Source organism: Actinomadura sp. NPDC000929, assembly GCF_040492065.1.
Lineage (GTDB): Bacteria > Actinomycetota > Actinomycetes > Streptosporangiales > Streptosporangiaceae > Spirillospora > Spirillospora verrucosospora.
On record NZ_JBEUPA010000066.1, the window covers coordinates 1 to 19,247 of the forward strand.

At 73.2% G+C, this 19,247-nt stretch carries 18 protein-coding genes; 8 read left to right on the plus strand and 10 right to left on the minus strand.

Features of this window, described 5'->3' with window-relative positions; translation table 11 throughout:
- The first annotated feature begins 119 nt into the window (after positions 1-119).
- On the plus strand, positions 120-584 hold the full coding sequence (locus ABWI04_RS22560) for a class F sortase (RefSeq protein ID WP_353833688.1): 465 nt from the start codon (positions 120-122) through the stop codon (positions 582-584).
- A 22-nt stretch (positions 585-606) separates the two neighbouring features.
- On the opposite strand, the gene ABWI04_RS22565 is transcribed toward ABWI04_RS22560, so the two are convergent.
- Positions 607-969, minus strand: a complete 363-nt coding sequence (locus tag ABWI04_RS22565) for a hypothetical protein (RefSeq protein ID WP_345176740.1) — start codon at positions 967-969, stop codon at positions 607-609.
- Positions 970-1,195: 226 nt separating this feature from the next.
- Between ABWI04_RS22565 and ABWI04_RS22570 the strand changes: the two genes are divergently transcribed.
- Positions 1,196-2,845: an MFS transporter gene (locus ABWI04_RS22570; protein WP_353833689.1), complete on the plus strand. Its 1,650-nt coding sequence runs from the start codon at positions 1,196-1,198 to the stop codon at positions 2,843-2,845.
- 52 nt (positions 2,846-2,897) lie between these two features.
- Here the strand turns inward: ABWI04_RS22570 and ABWI04_RS22575 are convergent, their stop codons facing one another.
- Positions 2,898-3,485 carry a CGNR zinc finger domain-containing protein gene (locus ABWI04_RS22575; protein ID WP_353833690.1) on the minus strand — a complete coding sequence of 196 codons (588 nt, stop codon included), beginning with the start codon at positions 3,483-3,485 and terminating at the stop codon, positions 2,898-2,900.
- An 84-nt stretch (positions 3,486-3,569) separates the two neighbouring features.
- Between ABWI04_RS22575 and ABWI04_RS22580 the strand changes: the two genes are divergently transcribed.
- The 3 genes from ABWI04_RS22580 to ABWI04_RS22590 all read left to right on the plus strand — a co-directional run bounded on the left by ABWI04_RS22580 (position 3,570) and on the right by ABWI04_RS22590 (position 6,296).
- The gene (locus ABWI04_RS22580; protein WP_345176746.1) at positions 3,570-4,439 is read left to right on the plus strand and encodes an alpha/beta fold hydrolase; all 870 of its coding nucleotides are present in this window, start codon (positions 3,570-3,572) and stop codon (positions 4,437-4,439) included.
- A gap of 95 nt (positions 4,440-4,534) precedes the next feature.
- The gene (locus tag ABWI04_RS22585) at positions 4,535-5,626 is read left to right on the plus strand and encodes an adenosine deaminase (protein WP_345176748.1); all 1,092 of its coding nucleotides are present in this window, start codon (positions 4,535-4,537) and stop codon (positions 5,624-5,626) included.
- Positions 5,627-5,633: 7 nt separating this feature from the next.
- Positions 5,634-6,296 (plus strand): PH domain-containing protein, encoded by a 663-nt coding sequence (locus ABWI04_RS22590; RefSeq protein ID WP_345176749.1) that lies wholly within the window; start codon positions 5,634-5,636, stop codon positions 6,294-6,296.
- A gap of 28 nt (positions 6,297-6,324) precedes the next feature.
- Here ABWI04_RS22590 and ABWI04_RS22595 read toward each other — a convergent pair whose 3' ends face one another.
- From ABWI04_RS22595 to ABWI04_RS22605, 3 genes are read right to left on the minus strand one after another with little or no spacing between them, the layout of a single operon-like run.
- Positions 6,325-7,953, minus strand: coding sequence for a phospho-sugar mutase (locus tag ABWI04_RS22595; protein ID WP_353833691.1), 1,629 nt, complete (start codon positions 7,951-7,953; stop codon positions 6,325-6,327).
- Positions 7,950-8,750 (minus strand): purine-nucleoside phosphorylase, encoded by an 801-nt coding sequence (locus tag ABWI04_RS22600; protein ID WP_353833692.1) that lies wholly within the window; start codon positions 8,748-8,750, stop codon positions 7,950-7,952. Before ABWI04_RS22600 ends, ABWI04_RS22595 begins: the two co-directional genes overlap by 4 nt.
- A 39-nt stretch (positions 8,751-8,789) precedes the next feature.
- On the minus strand, positions 8,790-9,242 hold the full coding sequence (locus ABWI04_RS22605) for a gamma-glutamylcyclotransferase family protein (protein WP_345176756.1): 453 nt from the start codon (positions 9,240-9,242) through the stop codon (positions 8,790-8,792).
- 203 nt (positions 9,243-9,445) lie between these two features.
- On the opposite strand from ABWI04_RS22605, the gene ABWI04_RS22610 reads away from it, so the two are divergent.
- On the plus strand, positions 9,446-10,831 hold the full coding sequence (locus ABWI04_RS22610) for an NAD(P)H-quinone dehydrogenase (protein ID WP_345176758.1): 1,386 nt from the start codon (positions 9,446-9,448) through the stop codon (positions 10,829-10,831).
- Positions 10,832-10,864: 33 nt separating this feature from the next.
- Here the strand turns inward: ABWI04_RS22610 and ABWI04_RS22615 are convergent, their stop codons facing one another.
- Both ABWI04_RS22615 and ABWI04_RS22620 read right to left on the minus strand, forming a co-directional pair.
- Positions 10,865-12,148: an ArsB/NhaD family transporter gene (locus tag ABWI04_RS22615; protein WP_353833693.1), complete on the minus strand. Its 1,284-nt coding sequence runs from the start codon at positions 12,146-12,148 to the stop codon at positions 10,865-10,867.
- Positions 12,149-12,188: 40 nt separating this feature from the next.
- Complete coding sequence (locus tag ABWI04_RS22620) at positions 12,189-12,647, minus strand: CBS domain-containing protein (protein ID WP_353833694.1); 459 nt, start codon at positions 12,645-12,647, stop codon at positions 12,189-12,191.
- A 329-nt stretch (positions 12,648-12,976) separates the two neighbouring features.
- On the opposite strand from ABWI04_RS22620, the gene ABWI04_RS22625 reads away from it, so the two are divergent.
- Positions 12,977-13,654 carry a response regulator gene (locus tag ABWI04_RS22625; RefSeq protein ID WP_345176767.1) on the plus strand — a complete coding sequence of 226 codons (678 nt, stop codon included), beginning with the start codon at positions 12,977-12,979 and terminating at the stop codon, positions 13,652-13,654.
- Between the two features lie 25 nt (positions 13,655-13,679).
- Here ABWI04_RS22625 and ABWI04_RS22630 read toward each other — a convergent pair whose 3' ends face one another.
- From ABWI04_RS22630 to ABWI04_RS22640, 3 genes are all read right to left on the minus strand, one after another.
- On the minus strand, positions 13,680-14,654 hold the full coding sequence (locus tag ABWI04_RS22630) for a HAMP domain-containing sensor histidine kinase (RefSeq protein WP_353833695.1): 975 nt from the start codon (positions 14,652-14,654) through the stop codon (positions 13,680-13,682).
- A 12-nt stretch (positions 14,655-14,666) separates the two neighbouring features.
- The gene (locus tag ABWI04_RS22635) at positions 14,667-16,073 is read right to left on the minus strand and encodes a hypothetical protein (protein ID WP_353833696.1); all 1,407 of its coding nucleotides are present in this window, start codon (positions 16,071-16,073) and stop codon (positions 14,667-14,669) included.
- A gap of 142 nt (positions 16,074-16,215) precedes the next feature.
- A complete protein-coding gene (locus ABWI04_RS22640; RefSeq protein ID WP_353833697.1) occupies positions 16,216-17,982 on the minus strand; it encodes an acetyl/propionyl/methylcrotonyl-CoA carboxylase subunit alpha in 1,767 nt (588 codons plus the stop codon).
- 207 nt (positions 17,983-18,189) lie between these two features.
- Between ABWI04_RS22640 and ABWI04_RS22645 the strand changes: the two genes are divergently transcribed.
- Positions 18,190-19,230 (plus strand): SPFH domain-containing protein, encoded by a 1,041-nt coding sequence (locus tag ABWI04_RS22645; RefSeq protein ID WP_345176777.1) that lies wholly within the window; start codon positions 18,190-18,192, stop codon positions 19,228-19,230.
- The last annotated feature ends 17 nt before the right edge of the window (positions 19,231-19,247 follow it).

The window sequence follows — 19,247 nt, forward strand, 5'->3', positions numbered from 1 at the left end:
CCTCTCGTTCGCCCCTCTCGCCCCCCCCCCCCGCCTCTCCCTGGGGGGGCGGGCCGCGGCCCCCCCCCCGCCGGCGCGGGGGGGCCCCCCCCCGGGGGGCGCTCGACCGGCACGGGCCGGTGCTGGACCGCTCCCTGCCCGTCCGGGTGTCCATCCCGTCGATCGGGGTGCGGGCGCCGCTGTCCCGCCTGGGCCTCGGGGCGGGCGGCGAGGTGCGGGTCCCCCCGGCCGACCGGCCGGGGGAGGCCGGCTGGTACCAGGGCGGGCCCACTCCCGGCGAGCGCGGCGCGGCGGTCATCCTGGGCCATGTCGACTCCGGGAAGGGCGCCGCGGTCTTCTACGACCTGGGCCGTCTGAGGCCCGGGAACCGCGTCGAGGTGGAACGCGCGGACGGCCGGGTGGCCGTGTTCACCGTCGAGTCCGTGGAGCGCGTCCCGAAGGGCCGCTTCCCCACCGCGCGCGTCTACGGCCCGCTCGACCACCCCGGGCTCCGCCTGGTCACCTGCGGCGGCGCGTTCGACCGCGCCGAGCGCAGCTACCGCGACAACGTCATCGTCTACGCCGCCGAGACGGCGGTCCGGTAGCCCCGGCCGAAGGCCGATCCGGTCACTGCGCGGGGGAGACGAGGGTGCCGGAGGACTGGAACGCGGTGGTCAGGATCCGGCCGACCTTGTCGAGATTCTTCCGCAGCTTGACGGCGCCGGTGGCGCCGCCGGACAGACCGGTCGTCGCGAGCCCGAGCTCGACGACCACAGTCCCGTCGGGCTGCGGCCTCAGGAGCAGGTGGTACTTGTAGTGCGTGGCGAACGCTCCGAGGAGCATCGCCTTGGTGCGGGTTCCCTTCTCGACGATGCCCTGGCCGGGGTTCTCCCACGTGAAACGAAAGCCCTCGGGCTGCAGGGCGGCCTCCACGACGGCACGGACCTGGTCGAGGGTGCCGGACACCGCGAGGCTGACGGAATTGGCCATGGTTCTCCTTGATCGAGTGGGATCGGGGGGCCGGCGCCGCCGCCCCCCGACATGAGACGTCCGTCCACTCCCCGAGTACGCAAGTCTGACCGGTCACCTCGTTCGCCCACGCCAGGGTGACAACGCGTGGTTGTGACCTGGGCGGGCGGTTGTTTGATCCGCGGCCCCGCCGCCCGCTTGGATCTCCCTGGCCGCCGGAGGCGCGGCCGGCGGAAGGGGCGTCGCGATGGTGCGCACGGGGGAGCGACGGTCGCTCGGCCGGGAGTTCGGGTGGCTCTGGACGGCCTACGCGGTCAGCGCGTTCGGGACGTGGCTCGCCTTCGACGCGTTCCCCCTGATCGCGATCACCGCGCTGCACGCCGGGCCGGCCCAGGTGTCGGCGCTGGCCGCCGCGGGCCTGCTGGCGGGGGCGGCGGTGGCGGTGCCGCTCGGCCCGTGGGTGGAGTTCCGCCGCAAGCGGCCCGTGATGGTCGCGATGGACCTGGTCCGGTGCGCGGCGCTGCTGAGCCTGCCCGCGGCGTTCCTCCTCGGCGGGCTCGGCTACGCCCACCTGCTGGTCGTGTCGGTCGTCGTCGCCGCGGCCGACATCGCCTTCACCGCGGCGAGCGGCTCCTTCCTGAAGGCGCTCGTCCGGCCGGACGACCTGCTCACCGCGAACGGGCGGCTGGAGTCCACGAGCTGGACCGCCACCATGCTCGGGCCGCCGCTCGGCGGCGCCGCGATCGGCCTGTTCGGCCCGCTGGTCACCGTGGCGGCCAACGCGGTCAGCTTCCTGCTGTCGGCGGCCGGGATCCGCGCCATCGGCGGGACGGAGCCGCGCCCGGCCCCGAGCGCGGGCACCCGGCTCCGGGCCGGGGACCTGCTCGAAGGGTGGCGGCACATCCTCACCGGCCCGGCGCTGCGCTCGCTGTTCCTCAACCAGATCCTGGTCGGCGGGCTGATCATGGCGACGGCGCCGGTGCTGGCCGTCCTGATGCTCGGCGACCTCGGGTTCGCGCCCTGGCAGTACGCGCTGGCGTTCGCCGCCCCGTGCGTGGGAGGGCTCGCCGGTTCGCGGCTGGCCCGGCCGCTGGCCGCGCGGTTCGGACGGGCCAGGACCATGCTGGTCTTCGGCACCCTGCGCGCGTGCTGGCTGCCCGGGCTGGCCTTCGTCCGCCCGGGCGTCGCCGGCCTGGTGCTCGTCATCGCCGTCGAACTCGGGCTGATCACCTGCATGGGGGTGTTCACCCCGCTGTACGCCACCTGCCGGCTGGAGTGGACGCCGCCCGACCGCGTCGCCCGCGTGCTGTCGGCGTGGTCGGTGACGAGCAAGCTCACGATCGCGGCCATGACGGGCCTGTGGGGCGTGCTGGCCGGGCTCACCGGCCCCCGCACGGCCGTCGCGGTCGCGGGAGTCCTGTCCCTGGCGACCCCGGCGCTGCTGTTCCGCAACCGCCGCGCGCTCGCCGCTCCAGACGGCTTGACGCAGGTCAGCACCAGTGCGAGCGTGAAAAGAGAGGGGGAAGGGGGACCCGACATGATTGAGATCAAGAGCATCGAGAAGCCGGACGACCGGCGTGACTTCCCCAGGGGGCACCTGGAGATCGCCAACCTCAGCGGCCTCGTCTTCGGGAAGGCGACGTTCGAGCCCGGATGGCGCTGGACGGAGTCGGTGAAGGACATCGCGGGCACCGACCTGTGCGAGGTCCACCACAACGGCTACGTCGTCCAGGGGCGGATGCACATCCGCATGCGCGACGGCGCGGAGCAGGAGGTCGGCCCCGGCGACGTGTTCGTCGCCACGCCCGGCCATGACGCATGGGTCGTCGGAGACGAGGCCTGCGTCATGTTCGACTTCGCCGGCGGCATCGGCGAGTACGCCAAGGCCGGTCACTGAGCGTTCGGTTCCGTGAGGCGGGGGCGCCGTCGGGTGCCCCCGCCTCCGCGTGTCAGGAGGACTCCGGGCCGGGTTCCGCGGGCCTGTGCCGCCGGTAGTGCCGCGCGACGCGGACGCGGTTGCCGCAGCGCGCCGCCGAGCACCAGCGGCGGCGCGGGTGGGCGGGCAGGAAGAGCAGCACGCAGTCGTCGGCCTCGCACTTCCGGATCCTGGTGACCGCCGGGTCGGCGAGGAGTTCGGCGGCGGCCTCGGCGAGCCAGGACGCCGGGCGCAGTTCCGGCGGGCCGGTGCGGCGGCGGGCCGCGAGCAGGGACCGCCCGTCCCAGACCGGCTCGGTGACCGCGGGCGCCGCGCACTGGGCCCGGGTGAGGGCCTCCAGGTCGGCGGCCGAGGGCGGCTCGCCGCGGCGGACGCGGTCGAGGGCCCGGGCCGTGTGCTCCCGGACGTCCCGGACGGCGGCCAGCGACGCGGCCCCCGTCTCCGCGGCGGCGAGCGCCGCGGCCTCGTCGGACCGGTCGGCCTGCAGGCGCAGCCAGGCCCGGAGGTCGTCGGGCGTGGACAGCAGGTCGGCGCCCGCCGGTCGCGTGTTGACCAGGTCCAGGGCCGGGGGCTCGCCGGTCAACGGGGTCGGGTCGCTCATGTCCTAACGGTACATCGACCGATTGACCCGTTAGGTGTGCGATCGTTGTACCTAATGCAACATCTCGACAGTTAGGCGTTAGGTATGTTTTCGATCGCCCGCACCGCCCACCGGCACGCCGACGTGAACGGTGTCCGCGTCTTCTACCGCGAGTCCCTGCCGGAGAGGGAGGACGCGCCCGTCCTGCTGCTCCTGCACGGCTTTCCGTCCGCCTCGCACCAGTTCCGCCGGCTCGTCGACGTCCTCGGCGCCCGCTACCGGCTGATCGCCCCGGACTACCCGGGCTTCGGCCACACGCGGGCGCCGGACGACTTCGCCTACTCCTTCGACGGGCTCGCCGACGTCATGGAGGGCTTCGTCGAGCGGCTCGGCCTCACCCGTTTCGCCATGTACGTGTTCGACTTCGGGGCGCCGGTCGGGTTCCGGCTGGCCGAGCGGCGGCCCGAGCGCATCGCGGGCCTGGTCGTCCAGAACGGCAACGCCTACGCCGAGGGCCTGTCGGACGGCGCCCGCGACTTCATCGCCCTGCGTCCCGGTGCGCCGGGGGCGGAGGAGGCCGTCCGGGGCCTGCTGACCCTGGACGGGACCCGGAGCCAGTACGAGACGGGCGTCGCCGACCCCGAGGCGATCGCACCGGAGGGCTGGACCCTCGACCAGCACTTCCTCGACCTGCCGGGACGCAAGGAAGCCCAGGTCGCGCTGGCCTTCGACTACCACTCCAACGTCGAGCGCTACGGCCGCTGGCAGGCCTGGCTGCGCCGGTGCACGCCGCCCACCCTCATCGTCTGGGGAGCCGGCGACCCGTTCTTCACCGCGTCCGGCGCCCGTGCCTACCTGCGGGACGTCCCGGACGCGGAGCTCCACCTTCTCGACACCGGCCATTTCGCCCTCGAAACCCACCTCTGCGAGATCGCGCCCCTCGTCGCCGCGTTCCTCGACCGTCTCGGGGTGTAGCGGGCCGGAAGGTCCGCAGGTCGCGAGGGCGGGGGGCGGCGGTTCCGGCGAGAATTGATGACGCCGGGAGAGGCCGGGACGGGTAGGTTCGGGGAATGAACGATCGGCCTACTCTCGAGGACATCCGCCGCGCGCCGAAGGTACTGCTGCACGACCACCTTGACGGCGGCGTGCGGCCCGCCACCATCGTGGACCTGGCGCGGGAGACCGGGTACGGGGACCTGCCCACCACCGACGCGGACGCCCTGCGGACGTGGTTCGAGGAGGCCTCCAACTCCGGATCGCTCGAACGGTACCTGGAGACGTTCTCCCACACGGTCGGGGTGATGCAGACCGTCGAGGCGCTCACCCGGGTCGCCTACGAGTGCGCCGAGGACCTCGCGAACGACGGGATCGTCTACGCGGAGGTCCGGTACGCCCCCGAGCAGCACCTGCGCGAGGGGCTGTCGCTGGAGCAGGTCGTCGAGGCCGTCCTGGACGGCTTCGCCCGCGGCCGCGAGGACTTCGGCATCCGCGTCGGGACGCTCGTCACCGCGATGCGGCACCAGGCGCGCAGCATGGAGATCGCGGAGCTGGCCGTCCGGTACCGGGACGCGGGCGTCGTCGGGTTCGACATCGCGGGCGCCGAGGCCGGGTACCCGCCCACCCGCCACCTGGACGCGTTCGAGTACCTGCAGCGCGAGAACGCGCACTTCACGATCCACGCGGGCGAGGGGTTCGGGCTGCCGTCGATCTGGCAGGCGATCCAGTGGTGCGGCGCCGACCGGCTCGGGCACGGCGTCCGGATCATCGACGACATCGAGGTCGAGGGCGGCGAGGCGCGGCTCGGCCGGCTCGCCGACTACGTGCGCGACAAGCGGATCCCGCTGGAGATGTGCCCGACCTCCAACATCCAGACGGGCGCGGCGAAGTCGATCGCCGAGCACCCGATCGGGCTGCTGCGGAGGCTGAGCTTCCGGGTCACGGTCAACACCGACAACCGGCTGATGAGCGGCACGACGCTGTCGGAGGAGTTCGCCAAGCTCGCCGACGCGTTCGGCTACGGATGGGACGACCTGCAGTGGTTCACGGTGAACGCGATGAAGTCGGCGTTCGCGCCGTTCAACGAGCGGCTCGAACTGATCAACGGGGTGATCAAGCCCGGTTTCGCGCAGCTCAAGTGGAGCGGCGCCCGGCCCCTGGCATGATCGAGCCATGACCATTCGCTCCACCGGCGGGCGCGTCGCGGCGTACGCGTGGCTGGTGTTCGCCGCCCTCAACCTCGTCGACCTGTTCGTCGGCATCACCGGCGACCCCGACTACTCGCTGACGACGGTGACGATCGCGTTCCTGCTGCTGCTCGGCTGCGGGATCGCCTACACGGTCGGGCTGCGGCCGCTGATCGCCGGCGACGAGGACGGGGTGACGATCCGCAACCCGCTGCGGGACGTCCGGGCGCCGTGGGGCGCGGTCCGCCGGATCGAGGGCAGGAACGCGCTCACGGTGGTGTTCGCCGGCCCGGACGGGACGGACCTGGAGACCCGGGCGTGGGTGCTCCAGACCTCGCCCCGGGCGCAGGCCAAGGCGGAGGCCCGCGCCGAGAAGGAGGCCCGCAAGGGCAAGGGGCAGGCGCAGGGGCTCGATCTGCGGGGGCGGACGCCGACCGCGTACGCGGCGCAGCAGTTGAACGAGATGAAGGAACGGCAGCGCTCCACGGCCCGGTCGGGCGCGCCGGACAAGGCGGCCAGGGCCAAGGCCGAGGCGGAGGAGCAGGGGCCCGCCAGGGGGAGGGTCACGTGGTCCGTTCCCGCGGTGGCCTCGCTGGCCGTCCCGCTGGCGGTGGTCGTCGCCCTGCTGATCGTCGGCGCGGTCGGCTGAGGGGCCCGGTCGGCTGAGAGGGGCCCGGTCAGCCGATGGCCGCGGACACGTCCGCGCGGAGGGCCTCCAGGTCGGCGGCGGCGCGCGCGCGGACCTCGGCGACGTCCCCGTCCACCGGGAGGACGACCTCCAGGTAGCACTTCAGCTTCGGCTCCGTCCCGGAGGGGCGCACGACCACCCGCGAGCCCCCGGCCAGGCGGAACCGGAGCCCGTCGGTGGGCGGCAGGTCCCCGGCGGGCAGGGCGAGGTCGTCGAAGGACTCGACGCGCCGCCCGCCGAGCTCGCGCGGGGGATCGGAGCGCAGCCGGGCCATCGCCGCGGTGATCAGCGAGAGGTCGCTCACCCTGACCGACAGCTGGGACGTCGCGTGCAGCCCGTACCGGCGGGCCTGCGCGTCCAGCAGGTCGAGAAGCGTGTGGCCGTCGCGCCTGGCGTCGGCCGCGAGGGCGGCGACGGCGAGCGCGGCGCCGATGCCGTCCTTGTCGTTGACGAGCACGCCCCGGTCGCCGCCGACGCTGTAGCCGAGCGCCTCCTCGTAGCCGAACACCATCCTGAGGCCCGGACCGCCCGCCTTCATGATCCACTTGAAGCCGGTGAGCGTCTCGGCGAACCGGACGCGGTGCGCGGCGGCGATCGAGCGCAGCAGCGACGACGACACGATCGTCGTCGCGACCAGGCGGTCGTCGCCCGTGGTGTGCCGCAGCACGTGCTCGGCCAGCAGCCCGCCGACCTCGTCCCCGGTGAGGGTCCGCCACCCGGACGGGCCCGGGACGGCGACGGCGCAGCGGTCGGCGTCCGGATCGTTCGCGATCACCAGGTCGGCGCCGCGGGCCTCGGCGAGGCCGAGCGCCAGGTCGAGCGCGCCCGGCTCCTCCGGGTTCGGGAAGTCGACGGTCGGGAAGTCGGGGTCGGGCTCGGCCTGCTCCGGGACGACGGCCGGCGCGGGGAACCCGGCGCGCTCGAACGCGGCGAGCAGGACGTCCCGGCCCACCCCGTGCAGGGGCGTGTAGACGATCGAGACGTCCCGGTCGCCGCCGAGGCGCAGGGACGACACCGCGTCCAGGTAGAGGCCGGCGCCCTCGTGGACGGGCCACCCCTCGCCGAGGGGGAGCTCGTCGACGCGGCCGACGGCGTCGATCGCGGCGGAGATCTCCGCGTCCGTCGGCGGGACGATCTGCGCCCCGTCCGCCCAGTACACCTTGTAGCCGTTGTCGCGCGGCGGGTTGTGGCTGGCCGTGACCATGACGCCCGCCACGATGTCGTCGAACGCCCGGGTGAAGTGCGCCAGGACCGGCGTCGGGACGGGGTCGGCGAACACCTCGGGACGCAGCCCCGCCCCGCTCAGCACGGCCGCGGTGTCGTCGGCGAACCGCCGGGAGCCGTGCCGCGCGTCGAACCCGATCACCACCCGGCCGCCGGCGGGCAGCCGGGCGGCCAGACCGGCGGCGGCGCGCATGACCGTCACCCGGTTCATCCGGTTCGGCCCGGCGCCGAGCTCGCCGCGCAGCCCGGCCGTCCCGAACTCCAGCCGCGTCCCGAACCGGTCGGCGAGGACCGCCTCGTCGCCCGCGTCGAGGATCGCCCGCAGTTCGGCGCGGGTCGCCGGGTCGGGGTCCTGGGCGAGCCACTCCCCGGCCCGCGCGCGCAGGTCGCTCACAGCTTCGCCAGGACGGTGGCGAGCAGGGTGCCCATGCGGCCGGCCGACGCGCGTCCCGCCGCGAGGACCTCCTCGTGGTCGAGCGGCTCGTCCGACAGCCCCGCCGCGATGTTGGTGACCAGGGAGATGCCGAGCACCTCCGCGCCGCCCTGGCGGGCCGCGATCGTCTCCAGCACCGTCGACATGCCGATCATGTCGGCGCCCAGCGTGCGCAGCATGCGGATCTCGGCGGGCGTCTCGTAGGTCGGGCCGCGGAAGGCCGCGTAGACGCCCTCCGACAGGCTCGGGTCGGCGTCCTTGGCCAGGGCCCTCAGGCGTCCCGAGTACGCCTCGGTCAGGTCGAGGAACGTCGCGCCGGTCAGCGGGTTCGCGCCGGACAGGTTCAGGTGGTCGGAGATCAGCACCGGGTCGCCCACCCGCTGGTGCTCGGGCCGCAGCCCGCCCGCCGCGTTCGTGAGCACCATCGTCTTGACGCCCGCGGCGAGTGCCGTCCGGACGCCGTGCACCACGGAGTCGACCCCGCGCCCCTCGTACAGGTGCGTGCGGCCGAGGAACACCAGCGCGTTGCGCCCGCCGATCTCCACGACCCGGATCCGGCCGGCGTGGCCCTCCACGGCCGGCGGCGCGAACCCGGGCAGCTCGGCCACCGTCAGCTCGGCGACGGGCTCGCCCAGCTTGTCGGCCGCCGGAACCCACCCGGACCCCATGACGAGGGCGACGTCGAAGGAGTCGATGGACGTGCGGGAGCGCAGCGCGTCCGCGGCGTCCCGTGCCAGTGCAAAAGCGTCGTTGCTCACGCCGCCGACACTACCGCCGCGCCGCCCGGCCGCCGCCGGTCAGTCGCCCAGCGACTTGCAGGGGCGTGTGCGCAGGTCCTTGACGTAGTCGTCGGGCGCGCCGGCCTTCTCGGCGGCGTCGGCGAGGATGCCGAGATAGCGCGCGGACGGCAGCCCGCCCTCGTAGTCGTCCAGGACGTACATCCAGCACAGCGCGTCGCCGTCGAGCGTCTGCACCCGCACCCTGATCTTGCGGTAGACGTTGAGCGCGGCGCCCTCCCAGGCGTCGAGTTCCTTCTCGTCCCAGGCAGGCACGTCGTAGATGACGACGAAGACCTGCTCGGAGTCGTCCTCGACGACCGTCGCGAGAGCCCCGTCCCAGCCCTTGTCCTGCCCGCCGAAGGTCAGGCGCCAGCCGGCGAGCCAGCCGGTGCCGCGCATGGGCGAGTGGGGAGCCCGGCCGGCCATCTGCTCGGGATCCATGTTGGAGGCGTACGCCGCGTACAGAGCCACGGGGGAAGGCTACGCCAAGTAAGGCTCGGGGGTGTGGGGGACGCCCCCCACAGGGAAGACGCCACCGGGGAGGCGGGGGTGTGGCTGCTGTGGTCTGCGATGGAACGCGCCACACCGGTTGATGGGCCACTCGGGGGTTGTTGCAGGAAGAAAGGGTCCGGAGCGGGACTTTTCACTGCCGTGAGTAGGAAACAATGGAAGATGTGACCCGCATCGTGATCATCGGAGGAGGCCCGGGCGGTTACGAGGCCGCGCTCGTCGCGGCGCAGCTCGGCGCCGACGTGACCGTCGTCGAACGGGACGGTCCGGGCGGCGCGTGCGTGCTCACCGACTGCGTGCCCTCCAAGACGCTCATCGCCACCTCGACCCGCATCGCGGTCATGTCGGAGTCGGCCGGCCTCGGGCTGCGCTTCAACGGCGGCCCGGACGGGATCGTCGGCGCCCTCGAAGCCGACATGGCCACCGTCAACAAGCGCGTGAAGGACCTCGCACGGGCCCAGTCGTTCGACGTCGCCGAACGGCTCGCCTACGAGGAGGTCAAGATCGTCCGCGGCGAGGCGCGGCTGGTGGAGCCGCACGTCGTGGCGGTCGGCGAGCGCCGCATCCACGCCGACATCGTGCTCATCGCGACCGGCGCGACGCCGCGCGTGCTGCCCGGCGCGGAGCCGGACGGCGAGCGCATCCTGAACTGGCGCCAGCTCTACGACCTGCCGGAGCTGCCCGAGGAGCTGATCGTGGTCGGCTCCGGCGTGACGGGCGCCGAGCTCGCGGGCGCCTACCTGTCCCTCGGCTCGAAGGTGACGCTGGTCTCCTCGCGCGACCGGATCCTGCCCACGGAGGACGCCGACGCCGCCGCCGTCCTGCAGGACGTGTTCCTGCGGCGCGGCATGAACGTCATGTCGCGGTCGCGGGCCGCGGCCGTGGAGCGGTCGGGCAACGGCGTGATCGTCACGCTGGAGGACGGGACGAAGGTCGAGGGCACCCACTGCCTGATGACCGTGGGCATGGTCCCGAACACCCGGGGCATCGGCCTGGAGGAGGTCGGCGTGCGGTGCGACGCGCGCGGCTTCGTCGAGGTCGACAAGGTGTCGCGGACGTCCGTCCCGCACATCTACGCCTCCGGCGACTGCACCGGCGTGCTCATGCTGGCGTCCGTCGCCGGCATGCAGGGGCGCATCGCGATGTGGCACGCGCTGGGCGAGGCCGTGCAGCCGCTGAAGCTCGGCTGGGTCTCCTCCAACATCTTCACCGATCCCGAGGTCGCGTCGGTCGGCGTGACGCAGCACATGGTCGACTCCGGGGACGTCAACGCCCGGACGGTCATGCTGCCGCTGTTCACCAACGCGCGCGCCAAGATGCAGGGCTTCGAGGACGGCTTCGTGAAGCTGTTCTGCCGCCCGTCCACGGGGATCGTGCTCGGCGGCGTCATCGTGGCGCCGCGGGCCAGCGAGCTGATCCTGGGCGTGTCGATCGCCGTCCAGCAGCACCTCACGGTCGACCAGGTGGCGCACACGTTCGCGGTCTACCCGTCGCTGTCGGGCAGCATCACCGAGGCGTCCCGCCGGCTGATGGCCGAGCACGCCTACTAGCGGCGTGCCCGGCCGGGCCGTCCGGAGATCCGGCTAGAAGTAGCGCAGGGCGACGTAGACCCACGCCATCAGCGTGCTCAGCACCGTCACGATGATCCCGTACCGGGTGAACTGCCAGAAGCTGATCGGGTTGCCGGTCTTGGCGGCGATGCCGATCGCGACCACGTTGGCGCTCGCGGCGACGGCCGTCCCGTTGCCGCCGAAGTCCGCGCCGAGGGCGAACGACCACCACAGCGCCTGCGCGGTCGTGGGGTCGGGCGCGCCCGCGGCCATCCCCTCCACGATCGGCGCCATCGTCGCCGCGTAGGGGATGTTGTCGAAGAACGCGCCGAGCACGGCCGACCCGAACAGCAGAGCGGTGGCGCCCGCGAAATAGTCGTCGCCCACCGCGTCCGCCGACCAGGTCCCGATCCTCTCGATGACGCCGGTGTGCCCGAGGGCGGCCACCATCACGAACAGCCCCATGAAGAAGACCAGGACGGGCCACTCCACCTCTTCGAGGACCTCGGAGACCTGGACGCGCGACACCAGCAGCATCACGCCCGCGCCGACGAGCGCCACGATGGACGGCTCGACGTGCAGCACCGAGTGCAGCGAGAACCCGGCGATGACCAGGCCGAGCACGGCCAGGCACCGGACGAGGAGCGCCGGATCGGTGATCGCCTTGCGCTCGTCCAGCGACATCACCTCGGCCGCGTACCGCTCGTCGTACCGGAAGGAGGAGCGGAACAGCACCCGGGCCAGCAGCACGAACGCGATGAAGACGATCACCGTGATCGGCGCCATGTGGACGAGGAAGTCGTTGAACGTCAGCCCCGCCCGGCTGGCGATGATGATGTTCGGCGGGTCCCCGATCAGGGTCGCGGCGCCGCCGATGTTGGACGCCAGCACCTCGGCGATGAGGTAGGGGTGGGCCGGGACGCGCAGCCGGTTGCAGACCACCACCGTCACCGGCGCCACCAGCATGATCGTGGTGACGTTGTCCAGGAACGGCGAGGCGACCGCGGTGATGAGCATCAGCATCACCAGCAGCCGGTACGGCCGGCCCCTGGAGCGCTTGGCCGCCCAGATCGCCAGGTAGTCGAAGAGCCCGGTGCCCTTGACGACCCCCACGATGATCATCATTCCGAGCAGCAGGAAGATGACGTTCCAGTCGATCCCGTCGTGCTCGGAGAAGAAGACCTCGGCGCCGGGGGCGAGCCCGAGGACCGTCAGCACGCCCGCGGCGACGAGGACGACCTTGACCTTGTCGACCTTCTCGGTCGCGATGAAGAAGAACGCGACCACGAACACGGCGAGTGCCGCGACCGCGGTCACCGCGCGCCCTCCCGCCGGGCGCCGGCGGGGGAGCCGTCCCTCAGTCGCCGGGCCTGGTCAGCGCCAGCGCCGACAGCAGCCGGTCGAGCGTGACCGCCCCGGCCAGCAGCCCGGCCTCGTCCACCACGGCGACCAGGGGGCTGCGCTGGCGCGCCATCAGCGTGGCGAGCTCCAGCAGCGTCGCGGACGTCCTGACGATCACCGGGCGGGGAGTGGGCGTTGCGAGGCAGTCGCCGACCGTGAGGTCGCGGATCTCGTGCCAGAAGACGTCGGCGTGCGCCTCGTCCACGGTCCGGGTCAGGGCCGGATCCTCCTGGTAGGCGACGGGGACCGCCAGCCGCAGCACCTGCGTGCCCGGCAGGACGACCAGGGGGCGCTGCGCCCGGTCGATCACGATCAGGCCGGGCAGCCGCCCGAGCGCCATGACCTGGATGGCGTGAGCGATCGAGTCGCCCAGGGTCACGGTGGGCACCTGTACGGCGATGTCCCGCGCTTGCATGGTGTCCTTTCGGCTTCCGGAAAGCCTGGTCCTCCGGGTGGATAGGGTCCTCCTTCTGGCGCCGGGGGCGGACCCGTCACGGGACGGCCTCCGCGGTGCCGTGGGCGGGGGACGGTGCCCTCCGCCCGTTCGCCGTGCCATGCGTCCGCCCCTTTCGTCCTGCGGCTTCCAGTCTTTTCGGCGGCGGCCCGCGTCCCCATCGGGCGCGGCACCCATATCGGGCGGTGCGGATCATGTATTCGCGGGCGGCGGCCCGGTCCCGCCGGGGCGGCGCGCCTAGGATGAGGACGAGACCGCAGGTGACCGGTGCGCACGAGAGGCGGTGATCGGTGCACGCGGGAGGCTTCGCGCACACCCGGGAGTCGGCGACCCGGATCCTGCTCGCCGACGACCACGCGCTGGTGCGCCGGGGGCTGCGCCTGATCCTGGACGCCGAGCCCGACCTGACCGTGGTGGCGGAGGCCGCCGACGGGGCGGAGGCGGTCGACGCGCTCGCCGCGGGCGGCGTCGACCTGGCGATCCTCGACATCGCGATGCCCCGCATGACGGGGCTGCAGGCCGCGCGGGAGATCTCCCGCCGCTTCCCCGGCGTCCGGACGCTGATCCTGTCGATGTACGACAACGAGCAGTACCTGTTCGAGGCGCTCAAGGCGGGCGCGTCCGGGTACGTGCTGAAGTCCGTCGCCGACCGCGACCTGCTGCACGCCGTCCGCGCCGCGATGCGCGGCGAGCCGTTCCTGTACCCGGCGGCGGTGACCGCGCTGATCCGCGAGTACCTCGACCGCGACCGGCGCGGCGAGGGCCAGGCGAGCATCCTGACGCCCCGCGAGGAGGAGATCATCAAGCTGGTCGCGGAGGGCTACTCGTCCCGGCGGATCGCCGAGACCCTCACGATCAGCGTCAAGACCGTCGACCGGCACCGCGCCAACATCCTCGGCAAGCTCGGGATGCGCGACCGGCTGGAGCTGACGAAGTACGCGATCCGCGTCGGGCTCGTCGAGCCCTGAGGGGCGGGCGCGGCGCCCGGCGGGGTCAGGCCCGGCGTGCGCCGGGCGGGGGGACGACCAGCCTCACCTCGGTGCCGCCGCCGTCCGCCGGGCCGATCGTCAGCTGCGCGCCGACGAGCATCGCGCGCTCCCGCATCCCGTGGATGCCGGACCCCACCCGGTCCGGCGGGCCGGTCCCGTCGTCGGCCACCCGCAGGACGACGCGCCCCTCCTCGTCCTGGGCGAGCGACAGCTCGGCGTTCCGCGCGCCCGAGTGCCGCCACACGTTCGTCAGGCTCTCCTGCGCGATCCGGTAGATCACCAGTTCGGCGTCCGCGCCGAGCCCCTCGGGGACGGGCTGGACGCGGCGGGTCACGCGGGGGCCGCCCGTCCCGGAGAAGTCCGTGGCGAGGGCGGTGAGCGCGCTGGTCAGCCCCAGGTCGTCCAGGACGCCGGGGCGCAGCCGCCGGGCGACGCGGCGCACCTCGTCCAGGCTGGACCGGACGGTCTCCTGGACCTCCCGCAGCTCCTCCGAGATCTCCTCCGGCGCCCGGTTCGCCACCGACTTCAGCTCCAGCAGCACCACGGTGAGGGTCTGGCCGATCTCGTCGTGGAGCTCCTGGGCGATGCGGCGGCGCTCCGCCTCCTGCGCGTCCAGGACGAGGGCGGTGCTGGTGCTGCGGTCGGCCTCCAGCCGGTCGAGCATCGCGTTGAACTCGTCGACCACGTGGAACAGGTCGCCGCTGCCGTCGGCCGGCAGGCGGTCGCCGGAGCGCAGCGAGTCCATGCGCGCCATCAGCGCGGTGAGCCCCTCCAGCGGCGCCAGGCCGGCGCGCAGCAGCAGGGCGTTCGCCGCGACCATGACCGCCAGCCCGCCCAGCAGCACGAAGAACTCGTTCAGGAGGATCGGCGTCGACACGGTCACCGGTCCCACCACCAGCACGAGGGTGCCGACCACGAACACCAGGCCGTTGATGCCGAGGATGCGCCAGAACAGCGCGGACGCGGGTGTCCTGCTCACGGGGAACGCCCCTCAGAAGCCGCCGAAGTCCCCGCCTCCGCCGAAGTCGCCGCCGCCCCCGAAGTCGCCTCCGCCGAAGTCCCAGCCACCGCCGACGTCGCCGTCGCCTCCGCCGAAGTCGCCTCCGCCGAAGCCTCCGCCGAAGCCGCCGCCCCACATCGAGCCGAGCGCGGTGCCGATCAGCATGCCGCTGAGCAGGTCGACGCCGCCGTAGCCGTAGTAGTAGCCGCCGGCGTAGGGCGCGTAGGCGGGGCCGGCGTTCCAGTAGGGCTGCCGCCCCCCGCCGACCGGGACCATGCGGACGTCGGGGTCGTTCCCGTGCAGGACGGCCTCCGCGTCGGCCGCGCACGCCGGGACGGAGCGGGCGACGCCGCCGGGCGGTGCCCACGTCACGTCCTGGACGGACGGCCCGTGCTGCGGGTTGAAGAAGCAGGGCGGGCGCCGCTCGGGCACCGGGTCGCCGCTGAGCCGGGCGCGCGTCGCGGTCATGTAGTAGCGGCCGTCCTCCAGCGCCGTCGTGACCTCCTGCATGTCCTGCGGCCGGGCGGCGCGCTCGGTCGCGGACTTGGCGCGGTCGTAGGAGTTCATCGCGCGCTCGTAGTCGGCGCGGGTGTCGGGATCGAGGCCGCTGTCCATGACGTTCAGGTCGAGGCGGGCGATGTCCTCGCCGAGGAGCGTCACGTCCTCCTGCACGCCCGCCTTGAGGTCGGCCATCTCGCGCGCCGCCCGCTCCCGCCGCTTCCTCCGGGCGTTGAGCATGACGCCCGTGATCGCCGCCACCACGAGCACGAGCACGCCGAGCAGCACGTAGCCGATCGTCGCGCTGGACCTGGAGTCGCTGTCGACCTTCTTCTCGGCGAGGCCGCCGAACTGGATCAGCCGCTGCTTCAGCGGCGCGCCCTCGGTGCGGGTGACCAGCTGGTTGATCTCCGCGCGGTCCAGCTTCTTGGAGATCGCGCCCATCCGGGCGCCGTCGGCGGTGACCGCGACGTAGGTCTGGCCCTTGCCGACGCGCTCGGCGACGGCCGGGAGCAGTTGCCGGACCTCGGTCCCGGTCACGTCGTTGCGGACGACCACGGCGCGGATGTCGGCGTCGCTGTCACCGCCGAGGGACGTCTCGATCTCGTTCCGGTCGGCCGGGGTCAGCGGGTTCCCGGCGCCGCTCGTCACGTACAGCCGCGAGTCGATCAGGCCCTTGGCGATCTGGCCGACGGTGTCGTCCGCCGCCGCCCGCGGAGCCGCCGCCCGCACGGCGGTTCCCGTCGCCGTCGCGGTCGCCGTCGTGCGGGTGGCGGCGGCCTGCGACGCGGCGGCGCCCGCCGGGGCGGCCAGGGCGAACGCCGGGACGGCGACGGCGGCGATGACCGCCGCCGCGGCGCCCCCGCGAGCCGCTCGAACGGCCCGGTTCTCGGTGCTCATGCTCTCAGTCTGCCCACGTGGACGCACCGATGCGTCCTTCGCAGGACGGATTTGCGCACGCGCCGCATGGGCACCGCGCCCCATCCCCTCCAGGGACCCGGAGCGCCGGGGCCCTGGAGGCGGCGCTGGGCGGCGGCCGCGCTCAGGAGTCCTTGATCTCGCAGATCACGGCGCCCGCGGAGACGGTCTGGCCCACCTCGGCGGACAGGCCGGTGAGCGTCCCCGCCTTGTGCGCGGTGAGCGGCTGCTCCATCTTCATGGCCTCCAGGACCACGATGGTGTCGCCGGCCGCCACGGTCGCGCCCTCCTCGACGAGGAGCTTGACGATGGTGCCCTGCATCGGGCTGACCAGGGAGTCGCCGGACGCCTGCGCGGCGCCGCCCTTCTTGGCGCCGCGCCGCCTGGCGGGCGCCGCCTTGCCGGCGGCGGGGGCGGCGGAGGCGCCGAACCCGGCGGGCAGGACGACCTCGATGCGGCGGCCGCCGACCTCCACGGTGACGCGCTCGCGCTCGCCCTCGTCCTCCTCGCCCGCGGGGGGAGCCTCGTGGGGCGGGATCGTGTTGTCGAACTCCGTCTCGATCCACCGGGTGTGGACGCTGAACGGGGTCTCGTCGTCCGCCGGGACGAACGCGGGGTCGTCCAGCACCGCCCGGTGGAACGGCAGGACCGTCGGCATGCCCTCGACGACGAACTCGGCGAGGGCGCGGCGGGACCGCTCGACGGCCTGCCGCCGCGTCGCGCCCGTCACGATCAGCTTCGCGATGAGGGAGTCGAACTCCTGGGGGACGGTCTGCCCGGCCTCGTAGCCGGCGTCCAGGCGGACCCCGGGGCCCGTCGGGGGGTGCCAGGCCGTCAGGGTGCCGACGGCCGGCAGGAACCCGCGCCCGGCGTCCTCGGCGTTCAGCCGGAACTCGATCGAGTGGCCGCGCAGCTCCGGGTCGCCGTAGCCGATCTCCTCGCCGTCGGCGACGCGGAACATCTCGCGGACGAGGTCGACCCCGGCGACCTCCTCGGTGACGGGGTGCTCGACCTGCAGGCGCGTGTTGACCTCCAGGAACGAGATCGTCCCGTCCTGGCCGACGAGGAACTCGCACGTCCCGGCGCCGACGTAGCCGGCCTCCTTCAGGATCGCCTTGGACGAGGAGTACAGCAGCTCCAGCTGCTCCTGGGACAGGTACGGCGCGGGCGCCTCCTCGACGAGCTTCTGGTGGCGGCGCTGGAGCGAGCAGTCGCGCGTGGACACCACGACCACGTTGCCGTGCTTGTCGGCCAGGCACTGCGTCTCCACGTGCCGGGGCTTGTCGAGGTACCGCTCGACGAAGCACTCGCCCCGCCCGAAGGCGCCCACGGCCTCGCGGACGGCCGACTCGTACAGCTCGGGCACCTCCTCGAGCGTCCGGGCGACCTTCAGGCCGCGCCCGCCGCCGCCGAACGCGGCCTTGATCGCGATGGGCAGGCCGTGCTCGCGCGCGAACGCGACGACCTCGTCCGCGCCCGACACCGGGTCGGCGGTGCCGGCGACCAGCGGCGCGCCCACCCGCTGGGCGATGTGCCGGGCCTGCACCTTGTCGCCGAGCGCGGTGATCGCGGCCGGCGGCGGACCGATCCAGGTCAGTCCCGCGTTCTGCACGGCCGCGGCGAAGTCGGCGTTCTCCGCCAGGAAGCCGTAGCCGGGGTGGACGGCGTCGGCGCCCGACTCCGAGGCGATCTTCAGCAGCTTGTCGATGTCCAGGTAGCTCTCGGCCGCCGTCCGCCCGCCGAGGGCGAACGCCTCGTCGGCGACCCGAACGTGCAGCGCCTCCAGATCGGGCTCGGCGTACACCGCCACACTGGCCAGCCCCGCGTCGCGGCAGGCACGGGCGATACGGACCGCGATCTCGCCGCGGTTGGCGATCAGGACTTTGCGCACGTGGGTCTCCTCCTTCAACCTCGCAGGCAGTCTAGATAACCCGGATCCCAGGTTTTCGTAAGCCCCTCCTTATTGGGGGCGAGGTCCCGGATAGTGGGAGGCTTCCCCAGAAAGCGGTACCCCCAGGGGGATCCGGGCGGGGCTCCGGTCCGTCTCATCCGGGAACCCGCGGCACGACCCCCCCGTGCGGGCATGAGAGGAGCCACCGTGGCCGAGAAGAAGACGTCCACAGCCAGGGAGAAGGCCGGCGCGACCCGGCGCTCCGGGGTGAGGGCGCCCAGCCGGCGCACCGCCATCGTCGCCGCCGTGCTGCTGGTCGTCGTGGGATGGCCGGTGCTGAGCGCGCTGTTCGGCGGCTTCGAGCGCACCGGCGGCGGCGAGATCGCCGTCGTCCGCAACGGCGGGTTCTTCGACAACAACAGGATCCGGCAGGTCATCGACCCCGGATCCGGCCGCGTCTGGGTCGGGCTCTACTCGCAGGTCCACAAGTACCCCGCCCAGCAGCGCTTCTACACGATCACCTCGGACTCCGGGAAGGGCGACGAGTCCGGCGTGGACGTCGTCACCGTGCCGAGCTCGGACGGCGTCAACATGGGCATCGAGGGGACGCTGTACTTCACGCTCAACCAGGACCACAAGGCCCTCAGGCAGTTCGACGACAAGTACGGCACCCGCAAGTTCCGCAGCGCCAGCGGCGAGACCTACAACGTCTACGACGGCGACAAGGGCTGGTCGGCGTTCCTCGACCAGATCGTCCGGCCGGTCATCGACAACGACCTGCGCAGCCAGATCAACAGCTTCCGCTGCGCCGAGCTCGTCTCCTCCTGCGCCCTCGTGCAGAACTCCTCCGCGCCGAGGAACGTCCAGACCGCGGGGCAGCAGGCGCAGAGCAACAACGGCAACATCGCCAAGGTGCAGAACGCGATCAACACGAGCCTGGCCGCGGACCTGGAGCAGACGCTCGGCGGCAAGTTCGTCACCAACATCCACTTCAACCTGGTGCGGATCACCCTGCCGGCCAAGGTGCAGGACGCGGTGGACCGCGCGCAGGCCGCGTTCGCGCAGATCAGCGAGGCCCAGGCCAAGGTCGCCTCGGCCAAGGCGGAGGCCGCGGCCAACAAGGCCCGCCAGGACGGCTACAACAAGTGCCCGACCTGCGCGAGGATCGAGGAGCTGAAGGCCCTTCCGCAGGGCATCACGGTCTACGCGCCCGGCAACCCGAACGGCTCGCTCCTGCGGGGCAGGTAGACGCCGGGGCGGCGGCG

What these genes read in the sequence shown, in the direction of transcription:
- ABWI04_RS22565 (WP_345176740.1), bottom strand. Translation starts at nt 969, where the DNA reads ATGGCCAATTCCGTCAGCCTCGCGGTGTCCGGCACCCTCGACCAGGTC.
- ABWI04_RS22570 (WP_353833689.1), top strand. Translation starts at nt 1,196, where the DNA reads ATGGTGCGCACGGGGGAGCGACGGTCGCTCGGCCGGGAGTTCGGGTGG.
- ABWI04_RS22575 (WP_353833690.1), bottom strand. Translation starts at nt 3,485, where the DNA reads ATGAGCGACCCGACCCCGTTGACCGGCGAGCCCCCGGCCCTGGACCTG.
- ABWI04_RS22580 (WP_345176746.1), top strand. Translation starts at nt 3,570, where the DNA reads ATGTTTTCGATCGCCCGCACCGCCCACCGGCACGCCGACGTGAACGGT.
- ABWI04_RS22585 (WP_345176748.1), top strand. Translation starts at nt 4,535, where the DNA reads ATGAACGATCGGCCTACTCTCGAGGACATCCGCCGCGCGCCGAAGGTA.
- ABWI04_RS22590 (WP_345176749.1), top strand. Translation starts at nt 5,634, where the DNA reads ATGACCATTCGCTCCACCGGCGGGCGCGTCGCGGCGTACGCGTGGCTG.
- ABWI04_RS22620 (WP_353833694.1), bottom strand. Translation starts at nt 12,647, where the DNA reads ATGCAAGCGCGGGACATCGCCGTACAGGTGCCCACCGTGACCCTGGGC.
- ABWI04_RS22635 (WP_353833696.1), bottom strand. Translation starts at nt 16,073, where the DNA reads ATGAGCACCGAGAACCGGGCCGTTCGAGCGGCTCGCGGGGGCGCCGCG.